Genomic DNA, 15,858 nt, shown 5'->3' on the forward strand with positions numbered 1-15,858 from the left:
CTTTGGCAACAGTTTACCAGACCGGTATAAATCTTTCGTTCCAGGAATGGGGGCTGCCTGCACCTGACGCATCTTATTTTGCAAAGGCTGATGTTGCTTTAACCGGCGCTGCCGGTACCGGTGCTAACTTTAAGCAAATTTCTCTTCAACGTTATATTGCGGCTTATCCAAATGGCCTGCAGGGATGGAATATTTGGAGAAAGAGTGGTTATCCTGTTTTAACGCCTGCTCCCGATGCGACTAATTCGAGCAAGCAGATACCTCGTCGTTATACCTACGGCACTGGTGAATATGGATCAAACCGGGAAGCCACAGAGGCAGCTGCGGCTTCTATTGGCGGTGATTCGCAGGATACGCGTGTTTGGTGGGACAAACAATAATGAAAAATATTTATTTATTTATTAATAAAAGTCAGTAAAGTAATATGAGAAATAAATTTTTGAATGGCTTCCTTGTCTTAATAGCGGGATTGACGTTCACATCATGTATCAAGAATAATATAACACCACTAGAGGATGGAATTGGCAGTTCATTCATTACAATTAGCCAGGCTCCTGAAAATAAAATTTTCTTTACTCCATTTTCTGATGTAAGAACTGTACCATTATTGTCAGTAAGAAGGGATGTTGCTTCCAACGCCGGCCTGAACAACACGATGACAGTTAAGATCGAGGTAAACAGTGACAGTGTGAAAAATTATAATACGGCACACGGTACCAAGTACGAGGTACTTCCGGACAGTTTGTATACGATTGGGGCAGGAGTAACAAAGTCTGGAAATGTTTTTACAATGACCTTGAATCCCGGAGAGTTTGAGAAGGATTTTAATATAGCCTTAAATGGTGCTAAGTGGGATCTTTCACGTATTTACGCACTTGCTTTTAAAGTTGTCGATCCAGGCGGATTGAAAGTGCTAACAGGAACTAATGAAGTGATTACGCTTTTAAGTATTAAAAATCAGTATGATGGTATTTACTCGGTTGAGTCAGGTAATGTACAAAGGTATACTGCACCTGGTGTACCAACTGTCGGTGATGCTTTAAATGGCTCTCTGGCAGGGAACCCTGATGTAACATTGTCTACTGCTGGTCCAACTACCGTGCTGGTAACAAATTTAAAATGGGGTTCGGGAAGCGGCTCCGGAGTTGCTGGTATAGACAACCTGCAAGCTACAGTGAACCCGGCAACCAATTTAGTAACTATGAAAGCTTTGGGCAACGCGACACTGACAAATATGGAAGGAAAAGTAAATAGATATGACCCGGCAACTAAAACGTTTTACATGTCTTTTATCTGGAATCCGACTGGAAGTGTCAGAACATACGAGATAGTTTTAAAATATAAAGGACCAAGATAAAACTTGATAAAGGAAGATAAAAATACCAACGGCCGCAAAAGCGGCCGTTGGTATTTTTATGATAACGACTAATGAAAAAGTTATTACACTACAGATGTTCCCCGATAATTTCTTAAAAAGAAGTTGTAGCAATACCAGGTTTACTAATAATCAGGAATATGTAACCACATGTTTCTTTACATTTGCTACCAAATCTAATTTATGGCTGAACAACAGACGCCCAATCAAATAAACATCGAGATAAGCGAAGAAGTAGCAGAAGGCACTTATGCAAATCTTGCCATAATTACTCACAGCCATGCAGAGTTTGTGATGGACTTTGTAAGCGTTATGCCCGGCACCCCTAAAAGCAAGGTTAAGAGTCGCATTATATTTACTCCTATGCATGCCAAGCGCTTCCTAAGGGCCCTTGAAGACAATGTAAATCGTTATGAAGCGGCCAACGGAACTATACAAGACATGGAGCAGGTTGACATACCATTAAATTTTGGCGGACCTACAGCACAGGCTTAAGCAACCCAAGCCCTAAAGGGGCTTTAGACGGCTTATGGCTGTTTTGCTTATTTTTTCCCTACAGAAGGAAAACCTCTTTCAATCGTTTCCTATCGCTCCGAGTAAGCCTTGCTATGGTGGCTTCAAAGACAAAGGCTTATTTACTCTCAATCTTCGGTAGGAAGCGCCGTTTAGCGCGGCATTATGTTACAGTGCCGCCACAACTTGATCCTGCTCCTGCCGCACAACCATAACAATGTTGATTCACAATAATCTCCCTCCTGTTTAACGCTGCTGTATCAAATTCCGAGATGTGTTTTTTTGCGGAGCTAACTTTAAGATCAAGCATTTGATTAAAATCGCAATCATATAGAAATCCATCCCATCCAATCGAGATCGTGTTTCTGCACATTACATTTGCTGCCGCAACAGGGTTAAAAGCAGCAATTAATTTCTCCATATACTTCTCGTAGTTGCCACTATTTAAAAGATAATCGAGGTAACGGCTAATGGGCAGGTTTGTAATTGTAAAGAGGTTGTTGAACACAATACCAAAGTCTTTCACTAATGCATCCTTATATTCTAATTCGAGGCTAGACTGGTTAGGCGGAAGAAAGGCGCCAGCGGGATTGTAAACAAGGTTTAAAATAAGGCCTGAACCTGGCTGTCCATAACCCACCGCGTTCAGCATTTTTAATGCCTTAATTGAATCCTCAAATACTCCGTCGCCACGCTGCCGGTCTGTTCTTTCACGTGAATAGGAGGGAAGCGATGAAACAACTTCAACACCGTGTTGTTTAAAGAAATGAGGAAGGTCGTTGAAACGTTTGTTAGCAAGAATGATCGTAAGGTTGCAACGTACAATAATATGCCTGTCGAGAACTTTTATCTTCTCTACAAACCATCGAAAATCCGGGTTCAACTCCGGAGCGCCGCCGGTTAAATCAACGATACCTATCGATGGATTTTGGGTTAATGCATTTATACAAAGCTGCATGGTTTCCGGGGTCATAATTTCTTTTCGGTCAGGGCCGGCATCAACATGGCAATGTTTGCAAACCTGGTTACACATCTTGCCAACATTTACCTGGAATATTTGAAGATTGGTTGGACGTAACGGGAATAATCCAACCTTTTCCATATTCTGCTGAAAAGGAATTAACCTGTATAAATTGTGATTGTCGCTTTCCAGTAACTCAACCTGGTAATGCGCATCCGCTAATATATTCCCTTTTGCTTTTAGCGATTTCGTTTCCTTTATCATGCTTACCTCCGCGAAGATTAAATTCAATTATGTTCTTTTTTTTATTCAACCTTGTAATTCTCTAGAAAAAGGCTCCAATTGTATTTTCTAAACCTGATAGAGGGGGTTTTGCTCGGCGGAATAAGTTCTAGTTGATGCAGCAATGCCAACATTTTTTTCTTACCGCCAAAGTCGTTTCTAAACCAACCCATTATTGCCGGCAGTGCCACGCTATTATTTTTTTCATCGTATTCAACTTCACCTTGCAAATACACTTTTGTTGCCATATTTAATTGCTTATCCAGTTGTTCCCGATTGTAGAAGGCAATGGGCGGGCAACTCTTAGCACCACAGTTCAGTGAAAAGTGAATTCTATAATCTACACTATCGACCCTTTGGTCTTTTTCGAACGACGATGGAAACCATTTGTTTAAATACCCCAAACTCCATTTTACTTTTGAATGTCTCAGCATACCATGTTCAATATCATCAAGGCTTAACTTTTTGCCTGCAATGCTTATTTGTTTGTCTCCGAAAAAAGAGCTCCTGTTTTTATACTTACCCGGATTTTTTGTAAGGATAACCTGGGTGAAAGCATTATAGATATTAATCCAAAAAGTTTTTTTATAGGTATCATTAGGTAGTTGCGCCGTAAGGGCTGATTCTGTTATGCCTTCAACTACTTTTACAAGTGAGTCTGTTGGTTCATGGGTTTTTGCCTGCAATAATAATTGTTGTGATATTTCAATAATATTTACTTCTTCAAAACGCTCCTTAACCTTTTCATTCACGTTGCCGCACATTATAAATAAAGGTAATAAAATTAAATACGAGCTGATTTTCATACCAGGTTTACTTGAGGTTGGAGCGAATTATGTAAAACAAAAAAGAATGGATGTTTGTTGCAGGAAAACCGGAGCTATTGTTTGTAATGGATGGCTTTTTTGCTGGTGTTGCTTTTAAATTTAGTTAGTAAGCCCGGCGATAAAAACTAAATTTATTTGGTTTCAAGCAATAGTTCTTAGTGGTTCTTTTGTTGTGTCACACCCTTCAACGGCATACTTTTAAGGAGCAAAAGAATGGGAAACTTTGTTGAAACGAAATATAAAGTACAAGGGTGCGACGCAACAAAAGATTCATAGTAGTAATTACGAGCGGTTAATAAAAAAGTAGTTCACCTTTAAAGTTGCTGTAAATAGAATGAAGCTAATAACGCTTTCAAGGCTGAATTTGCAATTACCCAAATCAGTTCACTAAAAACTGGTCGTGAATAAAATCTGCAACCGAAACCAGACTATTTGTTTCTTTAAATACAGCCAGCTGGCGGTCAGCCCCTGTACCATTTTCAAGCATTTTATGTACATGTGCAATGGCATGCCTGCTGCCTAACTGGTCAACTACGTCATCTACAAAATCCAGTAATTCATAAATGAGTACCCGTGTATTTACTTCTGATTCTTTCCCGAAATCTATCATAGTGCCGTCAATTCCATACCGGCCCGCGCGCCACTTATTTTCGTTAATAAGCAGCCGTGAATACATAATGAAATTTAGGTTTTTACTACGCAGCATATAAAGCTTAGCACAAATGGCCTGGAACAAAGCGGCAATAGCAATGGTTTCGCTAATAGTCATGGGTACGTCGCAAATACGAAACTCAACCGTATTGAAGAACGGGTGTACCCGCAAATCCCACCAGATCTTTTTGGCATTGTCAATGCAATTGGTTTTTACAAGCAGCTTTATATAGTTGTCGTAAGCTTCGATGCTTTCAAAAAAATCAGGAATACCTGTGCGGGGAAACTTGTCAAATACCTTCGTTCGAAACGATTTATAACCTGTAAGGCGTCCCTCCCAAAAAGGTGAATTAGTGCTGAGCGCATACACGTGTGGAAGAAAATACCGGGCTGAGTTGGCAATATGAATTGCCATTTCGCGGCTTTCCATGCCTACGTGAACGTGGAGGCCAAAAATAAGATTGCTTCGGGCAGCTTCCTGTAATTCGTTAACGATTGCGTTGTATCGTGCGTGGTCTGTTATTAACTGTCTTTCCCAGTGGCTGAAAGGATGTGTGCCCGAGGCGCCCACCCATAAACCAAGATCACCGGCAATCTTTGAAATAGTATGGCGTAATGTTGTTACATCTCGTAATGCAACGTCTATATTTTCGCAGATATCGGTCCCCACCTCAACAACGGCCTGGTGCATTTCAGCTTTTACCTGGTCGCGAATAACCTTCTGGCCCTCAGAAACAATTTTCTGCTCATGGCTCTTCAACTCACGGGTCTGAGGGTCCATAACCATGTATTCCTCCTCGATACCTAAAGTAAAATGCTTATAGTTAATTGGTCCCATAGTTACTAACGTGAAAATTTTAAAATTTAAAAATGTGTCATTTTTTGGACTGGCTCATTTTCAAATTGTGCGGTTCTGTAATGAATGTATCAAGCTATTAGGCCATTTTTAAATTAGGCTCTGGTTGCTGCTGCTTCTCTTTACATATTCACCCCAGGTTAAATTGTCGTTATCAGGTTCATGAGATTGGGCTTTTTCTATTGCAAAGGTTGCCGCGGTTTCTACCACCCAGTCAAAGTTTTCCTGGCCAACGCTATTTATGTCAGCATCTGGAGCGGGGTTACAGAAATCGATAGCATAAGGTACACCATCTCTTAATGCGAGTTCTACCGTATTAAAATCATAACCGAGGTATTTGTTTATCCGCAACACAATTTCTTCCATCTGCTTAAGCTTTTCTTCGCCAGGTGCAAAATCGGCTACGTACCTAAGGTGAAATGGATTTCTTGGTTCGTACGGCATAATTCGCACATACTTTCCTCCTATGCAATAGCACCGGTAATATTCTTCAAAAATAATTTCTTCCTGCAGCAGCATTACCAGTTCGCCCGTTTCTCCATGTTTTTGTAAAAACTCGTCTTTATTTTCCATTCTGTAAACACTTTTCCAACCGCCGCCAGCAAAGGGTTTCATGTAGGCAGGAAAGCCGATGTAACTAAAAATGCTGTCCCAGTCTAAAGGATAGGCAAGATTGCTAAATGACTCGCCGGTTGTATCAGGAGGTAGTTGGTAAGAAGGTAGTATAACTGTTTTGGGAACAGGTACCCCTATTTTGGTAGCGAGACAGTTGTTGAAAAACTTCTCATCCGCGCTCCACCAAAAGGGATTATTGATAACAGCAGCTCCACATAAAGCTGCATTTTTTAAATAAGCGCGATAAAAAGGAACATCCTGGCTTATACGATCGATAATGACTGAATACTCTGTTGGTTCTCCCTGCACGACCTTGTCTATTCGTACCGGTTCGGCAACAATTCCGTCTATCCCTTTGCTGTTTACCCTGTCAATAAACGCCGTTGGAAAACTTCTTTCTTTTCCGTGGAGGATGCCAATCTTTTTCATAAGCAGTGTATGTTTATAAAGTTTTTTAAATTAGTGGTACAGTGACGCTTTTTAGTTTTGTCCGTGCAGTTACTATGACATAAATAGTGTACCACCGCCATAGTCGTACCTGATATTATTTTACTTATAGTACCAGTAGTTACACTGATACTATAGTTACTCTTCCTTAATATTTTAAAATTACTTCAATAAATATTTGCGAGGACCCTTTATTGAAGTAAAGGGAATTTTAAAAGCAATATTACTTATAGCTTTACCTATAATTATGGACGAAGGAAATTTAGCAGTGCAAGAAAAAAGTTATTCTACCCTGAAGATTGAAGAACAAGTAATCTATTCCGAATATCTGGAAAGAGATGTAATAGTTGACATTTATCTGCCAGGTAAACTTGATCTAACAAAAGAAATCGATCTACTACTTATTAATGATGGACAGGACCTAAGAACAATGGATTTTGCAGCAATAGTTGATTCATTAATTTTTTTAGGGCACATTCATCCTATCATATTTGCAGGTATTCATTGTGGGGCAGACAGGATGAATGAATATGGTACTGCGTGCAGTACAGATTACAAAGGAAGAGGCGCAAAAGCAGGCTTGTATAACAAGTTTATTTTAGACGAACTACTGCCTTTTATAAAAACAGCATGTAATGTTTCGTTGTTTAAAGAAAAGGCTTTTGCCGGTTTTTCGCTTGGAGGATTGAGTGCGATAGACATGGGTTGGAATCATTCGGAGGAATTTTCGAAAGTGGGGGTCTTCAGCGGATCATTGTGGTGGCGCCGGCGGGGATACGAAGACGAAGGTTATGACTGGGATAAGGATAGACTTATGCATTTGCAGGTACAAAAGGGAACGTATCGTCCATCGCTGAAATTCTTTTTTGAATGCGGTTGTTTAGACGAAACCGCGGATCGCAATAATAATGGAGTAATAGACTCAATTGAAGATACTATAGACTTAATAGAGGATTTAAAGACTCTCGGTTACCAGCACGATCAAATTCATTATATGCAGCTTGAAGACGGTGAACATAATATAGAAACGTGGGCAAGAGCTTTACCTGCATTTTTAAAATGGGGTTGGGCAAGGGACCCGGTTTAGTTCTTAAAAATGTGTTATTAGGATGAACTGCGAAAGCACGAAAATGTTTGTAATACAATGAGACCAAAATGTAAGAGGCGACCCAAAAGGGCCGCCTCTTACATTTACAACTGTAGGATTTCTTAATTAAAAATATACCTGATTCCAAGTTGAACCTGGTACCTTGATCCAAGGCCAACACTATTTTGAAAACTAGAGGAGAGCGGAATTTTATTTGTAGCATCTAAATAAGGGAAGCTAAAAACAGGCTTTCCTGCATTTGTTCCAGTAGTTTCTACTCTCTTCAGCGTAAGCAGACCTGTTCTGTTGGCAGTTTGAAAAACGCCCCAATTTTTATTTAAAAGGTTGCTAAAATTAAAGATATCAGCAGTGAAACGAAGCGTGTTTTGTTTGCCGCCAACCTTTAGCATAAAGTCTTGGGTGAAGTTTAAATCTAATTTTTTATAAAAGGGTAGTAGTAAACCATTTCTTTCAGCATACATACCTCTTCTGTCGTCTAAATACGGATCCTGCTGAATGTAAGTATTCAACTGGTTCCATATCTCCTGCGTTGTTCGGGTGTCGGAACTATTAACTGTTTCCAATACGATATCATTCTGGTCTTTGGGAACATATATAAGGTCGTTAACAGTTTGGCCATCCCTGTTTATATCACCAGAATAAATATAACTGGCAGTTCCACCGTTTGCAGCTTCAAAGGTAAAACCAATGGAGGTTGCCAAATGTTTTAGATATTCTTTACGGTAAAAAGCTGCTACAACAACTCGGTGCGGTTGGTGGAAGCTCGAATATGACATTACATCTTCGTTTGGATCGCCAGCTACAAAACGGTCACGCCAAATAGATTGGGCAATCGAACCTCCATCGTTCACGGATTTACTTTTACCATAACTGTATGCAGCCATTGTGTACAAGCCGTTTACATTACGCTGCAATTGTAGGGTAAGATTATAGGCATATCCTTTCGAAGTATTTCTCATTAGTATTGCATCAGAAATATTGGGGTTGGTTGCAGTAGCACCGCCCGCTCCGCTATAAATTTGGGCAGATGTATAGCGAATTCGCTGATCGGAACCCGAAAGGGGAGTTCCGGTGGATGGAAGGTTAATGTTCTGATGATAGATAGCGTTAATGTCTTGTGTATAAATTCCCTCTAAAGTTCCAGTTATATCCCACAACAGTTTTCGGTCTACTGCTAAATTGGCTCTAAAAATCTGCGGGAACTTAAAATTTCGATCTGTAATAGCCAGGTTATACGCGGTATTTGCTGCGGCATTCGCATCTTTATTTGCATTTACATCCGGGTTAAAGGCGAGCCCGCTTGTAATTACTTTAGAGCCAAAATCGACCCCGTTATTACTTGCCTGGTTGCTTAGGTAAACAAAGGGCGGCGCACCTGCAAAAATTCCGAGACCTCCACGAACCTGCGTTTTCCTGTTATTTGTTGCGTCCCAATTAAATCCCAGACGTGGAGACCATAGAATAGATGCTTTAGGTCCCTGCGCTGTACTGATACGAACGCCATCACGATAAACAAGTGCATCAGCATTTGTATTAGGTATGAATGTATTATCATACTTTGGAAGATCCGCCCTGATACCACCTGTTAATACAAAATTGTTAGTTACACTCCACTTGTCCTGGGCAAATAGTCCTAGCTGCAATACGCCAAGACCAGCATAAGGAAATTCTCCACCTTTACGGGCTGAATAACGTACTTCATAGCGACTAGCATTGGCAGTTCCGTTATTTGCGCTTTGGTAAAAATCAGCCAGGTTTCTAAAACGGTAAGCGCCGTAGTAATTGGGAGCGAAGCCATTTTTAAACTTATTATAGGTGTTTTGGGTACCAAAAGTTATTGAATGCTTTCCTTTAAACAAACTTACCACGTCGTTAAACTGGTATGTGTCAGTAGATAAAATATTAAAAGCTGAAAAAGGCTCATATCCAAATGAGGTAAAAGTACTTCCGGCGCCGTTCTCTATATCCACCAACGGAAATACACCCCCCGGACTGCTTCTGTAATCTCTTAGTCGATTATAACCGATCTGTAATTTATTAGATAGCGTGTTGCTTATCCGGCTGTTTAATTCGGCAATTACAATATTGAAATTATTATTAATTATATAAGATGAAGCAAAGAATGGCATACCCGTGTTGCTTGCTGACCGCCCTCCAGTCGGAGCGCCACTGTTGCTGGGTGGAACATTCCTAAAAGATTTCAGATAGTAATAATTAATGTTTAAAGTATGCTTTTTACTAATATTCAAATCTATCCTGGCTGTAATCTTGTCACTATAAGTATCATAATTATAATTTTCAAAAGGTCCCGCATCATAATTATACTTGGTTTTTAGGAATTGCGCTAAAACTTCAAGGTCTTCGGCTTTTGCTGTTGAAATTCCCGTTCCTGTAGAACCATTACGGCTGGCAGAGAAGCTTGTTGCAGGAGCAGTTTCTCTCTGCTGTTCGCCACTTAAAAAGAAGAATAATTTGTTTTTAATTATTGGTCCACCAATAGTAGCACCGCGGTTGTTGAAGTCAAACTGCTGTTTAGCTAATTCAACTGCCCCCACTTTTCTACCAGTTAATCCAGGTGTTTTTTTGTAGTAATAAACACTGCCTTTAAATTCATTCGTCCCACTTCTTGTAACAGAATTAATACCGGCGCCAGTGAAATTCCCAAGGGTAACATCATAAGGGGCGATGTTTACCTGGATTTGATCTAAGGCGTCAATGGAGATGGGCTGTGAATTTGTTTGACCTCCTAAAGGGCCTGATAACCCGAATGTATTATTAAAACTCGCCCCGTTAACGGTCAGGTTGTTTAAGCTTCCGCTTCTTCCCCCAAAACTGCTGCCGTTGGCCGTTGGTGTAAGCCTGGTAAAGTCTTGTAAACTTCTGTTTATTGTAGGTAAACGTTCTATCTGCTGGCGCCCAATGACTTCCGCAGATCCTGTTCGGCTTTTACTAAAAACCCTGTCAGTTCTGTTGGTAGTTACTGTAACCTCAGCAAGAGCAGTTGAAGCGGTAGAAAGTTTGAAATCTGCCTTATAAGCAACTCCTAATGCTAACCCAATATCCGATTGTGTTTCAGCTTTAAATCCTATATAAGAAGCGGCTACCTGGTAAGGTCCTCCAACCCTTACGTTGGGAAGATTATAATGACCGTCTTTGCGCGACGTGGTAGAATAGGAGGTATTAGTCGGTATATGAACTGCTACAATAGTAGCGCCGGCTAGTGCAGCATTATTTTCATTAGTAATAATGCCTTGAATTTCGGAGGTCGTCTCTTGTGCCAATAAGTATAGCGGCGCAAGAAATGTGAGAATGAAAGGGGTAATTCTTTTAATTAGCATAACGCTGGGGGTTGATTTAAAGTATTATTTGTCAAAGTGGGAATTTGCTTCTTCGTCTACGCCTAATTATTGCAGGCTAAATTTTTCAGTCTTTTGTTTCCGCGATTGCAGAACCAGTAAAACGGATGTAAATATTTTGTAATATAAAAACGAAAGAGGTTACCATTACTGGCAACCTCTTTCGTTAGTGTAAAACAAAAGTACTTATAAAATGTTAAAGTACGTTAACTTAATTTTTGCTAATGCCGGTTATTAGAAGAACTACTTGTAAGTAATACATGATATTAGTTAAACGAGTATCTAAGTCCAATCTGTCCCTGAAACCGCGAACCAAATGTCATATTAAATGGGGATTGATCAACATTGAAGTTGTATCCCTTACCTTGATTGGCACCGGTTGTTCTGTTAACAGTAGTTAAAATAGTGTAAGCCTGGTTACCGACTAAGTATTGTCTGCCCCACTCTCTGCTAAGAAGGTTGGTAAAGTTAAATACATCAAAAGTAAATTGGAAGGCGTGTCTTTTTTCTCCCGTTTTAATGAAGAAATCCTGCGCAAGCCTCATGTCTAAAACATGTTCCCACGGCGTACTAACAGCATTTCTTTCCGTGTAATCTCCTCTTCTGCTATTTAAATATTTATCGGACGAAACGTATTTTTCAAAGGCAGCAGCCTGTTGGGCAGCAGTATACCTGACGGTGTTATTTGTATTAAGGAAATCTACGAACCTTATTTCGCTTGTGTTTCTTGGCACATACATTAAATCGTTGCCAAAACGTCCGTCGCTATTTAAATCGCCATTAACGAGGTATGTAAATCTTTGACCTGAGTTACCTGCATAAAAAAAAGCAAGTGAAGTCTTAGCATGCTTAAGGTATTCAGCATTAAAAGAAAGTACGCCTGTAAATCTGTGAGGTAGTGCAAAATTTGATGTTGCTAATTGAGGATTGTTTGGATCACCCACAACCTGTACAAATTCCCAGTTGGACAAGGCGGTGGAGCTGGTACCTGGGTTTACGTCTTTTGCCTTATTGTAATTATAAGCACCCATAATATAAACATTCTTCCAGGTCTTACTAAGCTGTGCAGTCAGGTTATAAGTATAACCCTGGTTAGTATTTGTGATCAAAATCGCATTGGTAATATTTGGGTTGATCCTTCTTGCGTTTGTTGATGCTGCATAAGCTATTCTCTTGTCAGCTTCATTATTAAAAAACGGATCAACAACACCTGTAGGAGCAGTCAGGTTGATGTCCTGGTAAAATACGTTGTTGATGGTTTTTGAATACATAGCTTCAAAAGTTGCATTGATGCCACCAGGAAGTATGAGGTCTGTAGCGAGGTTGAAACGAGCAACCTGAGGTAGTTTAAAGTTCTTCTCGATAAGGTTTACTTCAAAGGTTCTTCCAGCACTACCTACAGTGCTTTGTCTTGCAGGATCAGGTTCAAATCCACGGCCGTTGTTTACTTCATTTGCCGCTGTATTGGCATTGTCAGTAACATTTATTTGGTTAAATAACACGCCGCTGTTAGTGAATTGGTTCGAAATCCAGACGAAAGGTATACGACCAGAGAAAATACCTGCACCACCTCTTAAAATCAACTTTCTGTTAGCAAGCACGTCATAGTTAAATCCAACTCTTGGTGACCATAGCAGCTGACCTGATGGAGTGTTAGTGGTAGAATATTTACCCTTAAAAGTAGTGTCTACGGTTATATTAGCAGCGGGTGTGCCACTGATAACAGGAGCATCAACACGCACACCTGCAGTCAAACGAAACTGAGGAGTAAGCTGTATTTCGTCCTGGGCATAAAAACCAAGTTGAGCAGCTTTAAACGATGCAGCTGGCTTTTCATCTCCGGGTACATTAGAATAGGTTACTTCAACTTGTCTTGGATTATTAGCGAAAAGAGCAGGAATGTTTGCAAATCTCCATCTTCCATTAAAGTTGTTTATAAATAGATTTCTAAACTGGAAGAACTCATTATGCGTTCCGATTGTATAAGTGTGTTTTCCTTTAAAGATTTTGAAGTTATCTGTAATCTCAAAGATATTTTGATCTAATTCATTTGCAGTAGAACTTCTTTCAGAACCTATTTGAATAGTTCCTGAGTTATGAGCAATTTCTACAAAAGGAAAAAGTTGCCCAATAGGAGATCTTCTATCTGTGATCCTATGCAATCCAAGTATTAGATTATTTGACAAGTTAGCATTGAACCTGCTTCTGAGTTCTACAACCGAAATGTTTTGAGTACTTCTAAACTGGTGCGCATTGTTTCCAAATCTGAAAAAGGTCGGAGAGCGGGAGATATTGTCATCAAATGCTCTGATATAGTTATGGCGTACTGTCAATCTGTGTTTGTCACTTAAGTTGAAGTCAAATCGTCCAAATAATTTATCGCTTTCTGTTCTTGCATTAACGGTATTAAAATCGCCTACATTGTAGTTATATCTTCGTTGAAAAGTATCAGCAAGCTGTTGTGCCTCTGCAACAGATAATAATGAGCTTGCTTCACCTGCATTAAATAACGTAGGTGCAGTTCTTCTTGTTTTCTCAGCATTTACAAAGAAAAAGACTTTGTTTTTTACAATTGGCCCACCAAAACGAAAGCCTGTTTGCAGGTCGCTAAAAGTGGTAGATTTTATTTTTGTAACAGGATCAGAACCAATTGTATTTTGGTTTCTGAAAAAGTGATAGACAGAGCCCTCTAATTTGTTTGTTCCTGAACGGGTTACTGCGTTTACGCCACCACCTGTGAAGTTTCCATAGGTAATATCATATGGGGCAAGTACAACCTGTATCTGGTCAATCGCATCTAATGAAATTGGTGTAGTACCGGCCTGCCCGCCTGGTGTACCGCTACCCGCAAGGCCAAACACATCATTATTAACAGCACCATCAATGGTAATATTATTAAACCTGTTGTTAGCACCACCAAATGAGTTACCATTAGCTTGAGGTGTTAACCTGGTATAATCATTTAAACTTCTGCTTAAAGTAGGTAACGCAGCTATTTGCTCTCTGCTAATGCTGGTAGACGCGCCTGTTTTTCTTCGGGCACCTGATGTTCCTGTTGTAGTAACAACTACTTCGGCTAGTCTTGCTCCTGTAGTTGCCAGTGAAGCATCAACTCTTGTATTTTCCCCTAAACCAAGGAAAATGCCATCTTGTCTAAATTGCTCAAACCCTACGTGTGTTGCCTCTAAAAGATAAGGACCGCCCGGGGTAAGGTTTACGAAATTGTATACCCCTTTGTTTAGAGAAGTTGTACGAAAAGTAGCTCCGGTTGGCTGATGTACTAACGTTATAGTAGCGCCGGTAAGGGGGTTGCCACCGCCTGTTACAGTTCCCGTAATACTACTTGTAGTAACCTGCGCCAGAATGTATATGGGTGCAAAGAATACCGTAATAAGGGGTAAAATTCTTTTAATTATCATAAAATAGGGGCTGTTTTTGGGTGCAAAGAAAACAAATAAACCTTTATTTATTTCCCCGCATTGTTAAGAAATTGTAACGAAATCGAGACATTTATTCACGTTTTTGTGCTGCTTAAACGGCTATTATTTTTTATCACATGCTAGCTAAAACGACAAATTGTTATATTTTAAACAGTTTACCTCTTTGATTGTAATTTTGTACAAACAGGTATATGTTAGATACAATTGAAAGCGCTATTGAAGATATTCGCCAGGGAAAAATGGTGATTGTTGTGGATGATGAGGATAGAGAAAATGAAGGTGATTTTATAATTGCAGCAAAAATGGTTACACCAGAGGTAATCAATTTTATGAGCCGGGAAGGACGGGGTTTAATTTGCGCACCACTTATAGAAGATCGTTGTGATGAACTAGGGCTTGAATTAATGGTTAACAGCAATACTTCTCTACACGAAACGCCTTTTACTGTATCGGTAGACTTGCTCGGTCATGGATGTACCACTGGAATTTCTACCCACGATCGGGCAAAGACAATACAGGCGTTAGTTGATCCTTCAACAAAACCGGGCGAATTAGGGCGCCCGGGACACATTTTTCCTTTAAGAGCTAAAAAGGGTGGGGTACTTAGGAGAACAGGTCATACTGAAGCTACTATTGATTTGGCGAGACTTGCAGGTTTTGAGCCGGCAGGTGTGTTAGTCGAGATTATGAATGAAGACGGAACGATGGCCCGATTGCCGCAGTTGGAGGAACTTGCTAAGAAGTTTAACCTAAAAATTATTTCTATTAAAGATTTGATAGAATACAGGCTTAAAAAAGATTCACTTATTGAAGAAATTGTAAGAGTGGACATGCCAACCAGGTGGGGTCATTTTAAATTGGTGGCATTTAGGGAAAAAAGTACTGAACGGGAACATCTGGCACTGGTAAAAGGAGAGTGGCAAAAAAGCGAGCCAGTACTTGCCCGCGTACATAGCAGTTGTTTTACAGGAGATATTTTGGGAAGTTTCAGGTGTGATTGTGGCGAACAACTGCACAAAGCCATGCAAATGGTAGAAAACGAGGGAAGGGGAATTATTTTATACATGAACCAGGAAGGTCGGGGAATTGGTCTTGTAAATAAACTAAAGGCTTACAAACTGCAGGAAGAAGGAATGGACACGGTAGAGGCAAATATTCATCTTGGCTTTGCTAGCGATGAACGTGATTACGGAGTAGGAGCACAGATTTTAAGATACCTGGGAGCGACGCGCTTAAAGTTGATGAGTAACAATCCAAAAAAGCGTGCAGGTCTAAAGGGGTATGGACTTGAAATAGTAGACATTGTACCAATCGAAGTAAAATCAAATCCACATAACGAAAAGTATCTTCAAACCAAGAGGGATAAATTGGGTCATGAAATTTTGAATGATCTGTTGGAGAACAATTAACGGGCTAATACTTAAGTA

The 15,858-nt window shown here is 40.0% G+C and carries 11 protein-coding genes; 5 read left to right on the forward strand and 6 right to left on the reverse strand.

The features are described from left to right. The 3 genes from JWR87_RS09455 to JWR87_RS09465 form a co-directional block, all read left to right on the forward strand. The coding region (locus JWR87_RS09455) for a SusD/RagB family nutrient-binding outer membrane lipoprotein (RefSeq protein ID WP_297818833.1) at positions 1–380 on the forward strand (380 nt) is incomplete at its 5' end. A gap of 44 nt (positions 381–424) precedes the next feature. Beyond that, a complete protein-coding gene (locus tag JWR87_RS09460) occupies positions 425–1,357 on the forward strand; it encodes a DUF1735 domain-containing protein (RefSeq protein ID WP_297818837.1) in 933 nt (310 codons plus the stop codon). Between the two features lie 201 nt (positions 1,358–1,558). Continuing rightward, complete coding sequence (locus tag JWR87_RS09465; RefSeq protein ID WP_297818840.1) at positions 1,559–1,870, forward strand: DUF3467 domain-containing protein; 312 nt, start codon at positions 1,559–1,561, stop codon at positions 1,868–1,870. A 181-nt stretch (positions 1,871–2,051) separates the two neighbouring features. Here JWR87_RS09465 and arsS read toward each other — a convergent pair whose 3' ends face one another. The 4 genes from arsS to JWR87_RS09485 form a co-directional block, all read right to left on the reverse strand. Continuing rightward, the gene (gene arsS, locus JWR87_RS09470; RefSeq protein ID WP_297818843.1) at positions 2,052–3,140 is read right to left on the reverse strand and encodes an arsenosugar biosynthesis radical SAM (seleno)protein ArsS; all 1,089 of its coding nucleotides are present in this window, start codon (positions 3,138–3,140) and stop codon (positions 2,052–2,054) included. Positions 3,141–3,154: 14 nt separating this feature from the next. Then, positions 3,155–3,937 carry a DUF547 domain-containing protein gene (locus JWR87_RS09475; protein ID WP_297818846.1) on the reverse strand — a complete coding sequence of 261 codons (783 nt, stop codon included), beginning with the start codon at positions 3,935–3,937 and terminating at the stop codon, positions 3,155–3,157. Between the two features lie 400 nt (positions 3,938–4,337). Further along, on the reverse strand, positions 4,338–5,447 hold the full coding sequence (locus JWR87_RS09480; protein ID WP_297818849.1) for a carboxylate-amine ligase: 1,110 nt from the start codon (positions 5,445–5,447) through the stop codon (positions 4,338–4,340). 108 nt (positions 5,448–5,555) lie between these two features. Next, positions 5,556–6,509 carry a hypothetical protein gene (locus JWR87_RS09485; RefSeq protein ID WP_297818852.1) on the reverse strand — a complete coding sequence of 318 codons (954 nt, stop codon included), beginning with the start codon at positions 6,507–6,509 and terminating at the stop codon, positions 5,556–5,558. Positions 6,510–6,774: 265 nt separating this feature from the next. On the opposite strand from JWR87_RS09485, the gene JWR87_RS09490 reads away from it, so the two are divergent. Beyond that, on the forward strand, positions 6,775–7,614 hold the full coding sequence (locus JWR87_RS09490; RefSeq protein ID WP_297818854.1) for an alpha/beta hydrolase-fold protein: 840 nt from the start codon (positions 6,775–6,777) through the stop codon (positions 7,612–7,614). Positions 7,615–7,736: 122 nt separating this feature from the next. Here JWR87_RS09490 and JWR87_RS09495 read toward each other — a convergent pair whose 3' ends face one another. Both JWR87_RS09495 and JWR87_RS09500 read right to left on the reverse strand, forming a co-directional pair. Continuing rightward, positions 7,737–10,973 (reverse strand): carboxypeptidase regulatory-like domain-containing protein, encoded by a 3,237-nt coding sequence (locus tag JWR87_RS09495; RefSeq protein WP_297818856.1) that lies wholly within the window; start codon positions 10,971–10,973, stop codon positions 7,737–7,739. Positions 10,974–11,257: 284 nt separating this feature from the next. After that, positions 11,258–14,410, reverse strand: a complete 3,153-nt coding sequence (locus tag JWR87_RS09500) for a TonB-dependent receptor (RefSeq protein ID WP_297818858.1) — start codon at positions 14,408–14,410, stop codon at positions 11,258–11,260. Positions 14,411–14,622: 212 nt separating this feature from the next. Between JWR87_RS09500 and JWR87_RS09505 the strand changes: the two genes are divergently transcribed. Next, on the forward strand, positions 14,623–15,840 hold the full coding sequence (locus tag JWR87_RS09505) for a bifunctional 3,4-dihydroxy-2-butanone-4-phosphate synthase/GTP cyclohydrolase II (RefSeq protein ID WP_297818860.1): 1,218 nt from the start codon (positions 14,623–14,625) through the stop codon (positions 15,838–15,840). Positions 15,841–15,858 lie beyond the last annotated feature (18 nt).

The organism is Segetibacter sp. (assembly GCF_025963695.1).
Taxonomy (GTDB): domain Bacteria; phylum Bacteroidota; class Bacteroidia; order Chitinophagales; family Chitinophagaceae; genus Segetibacter.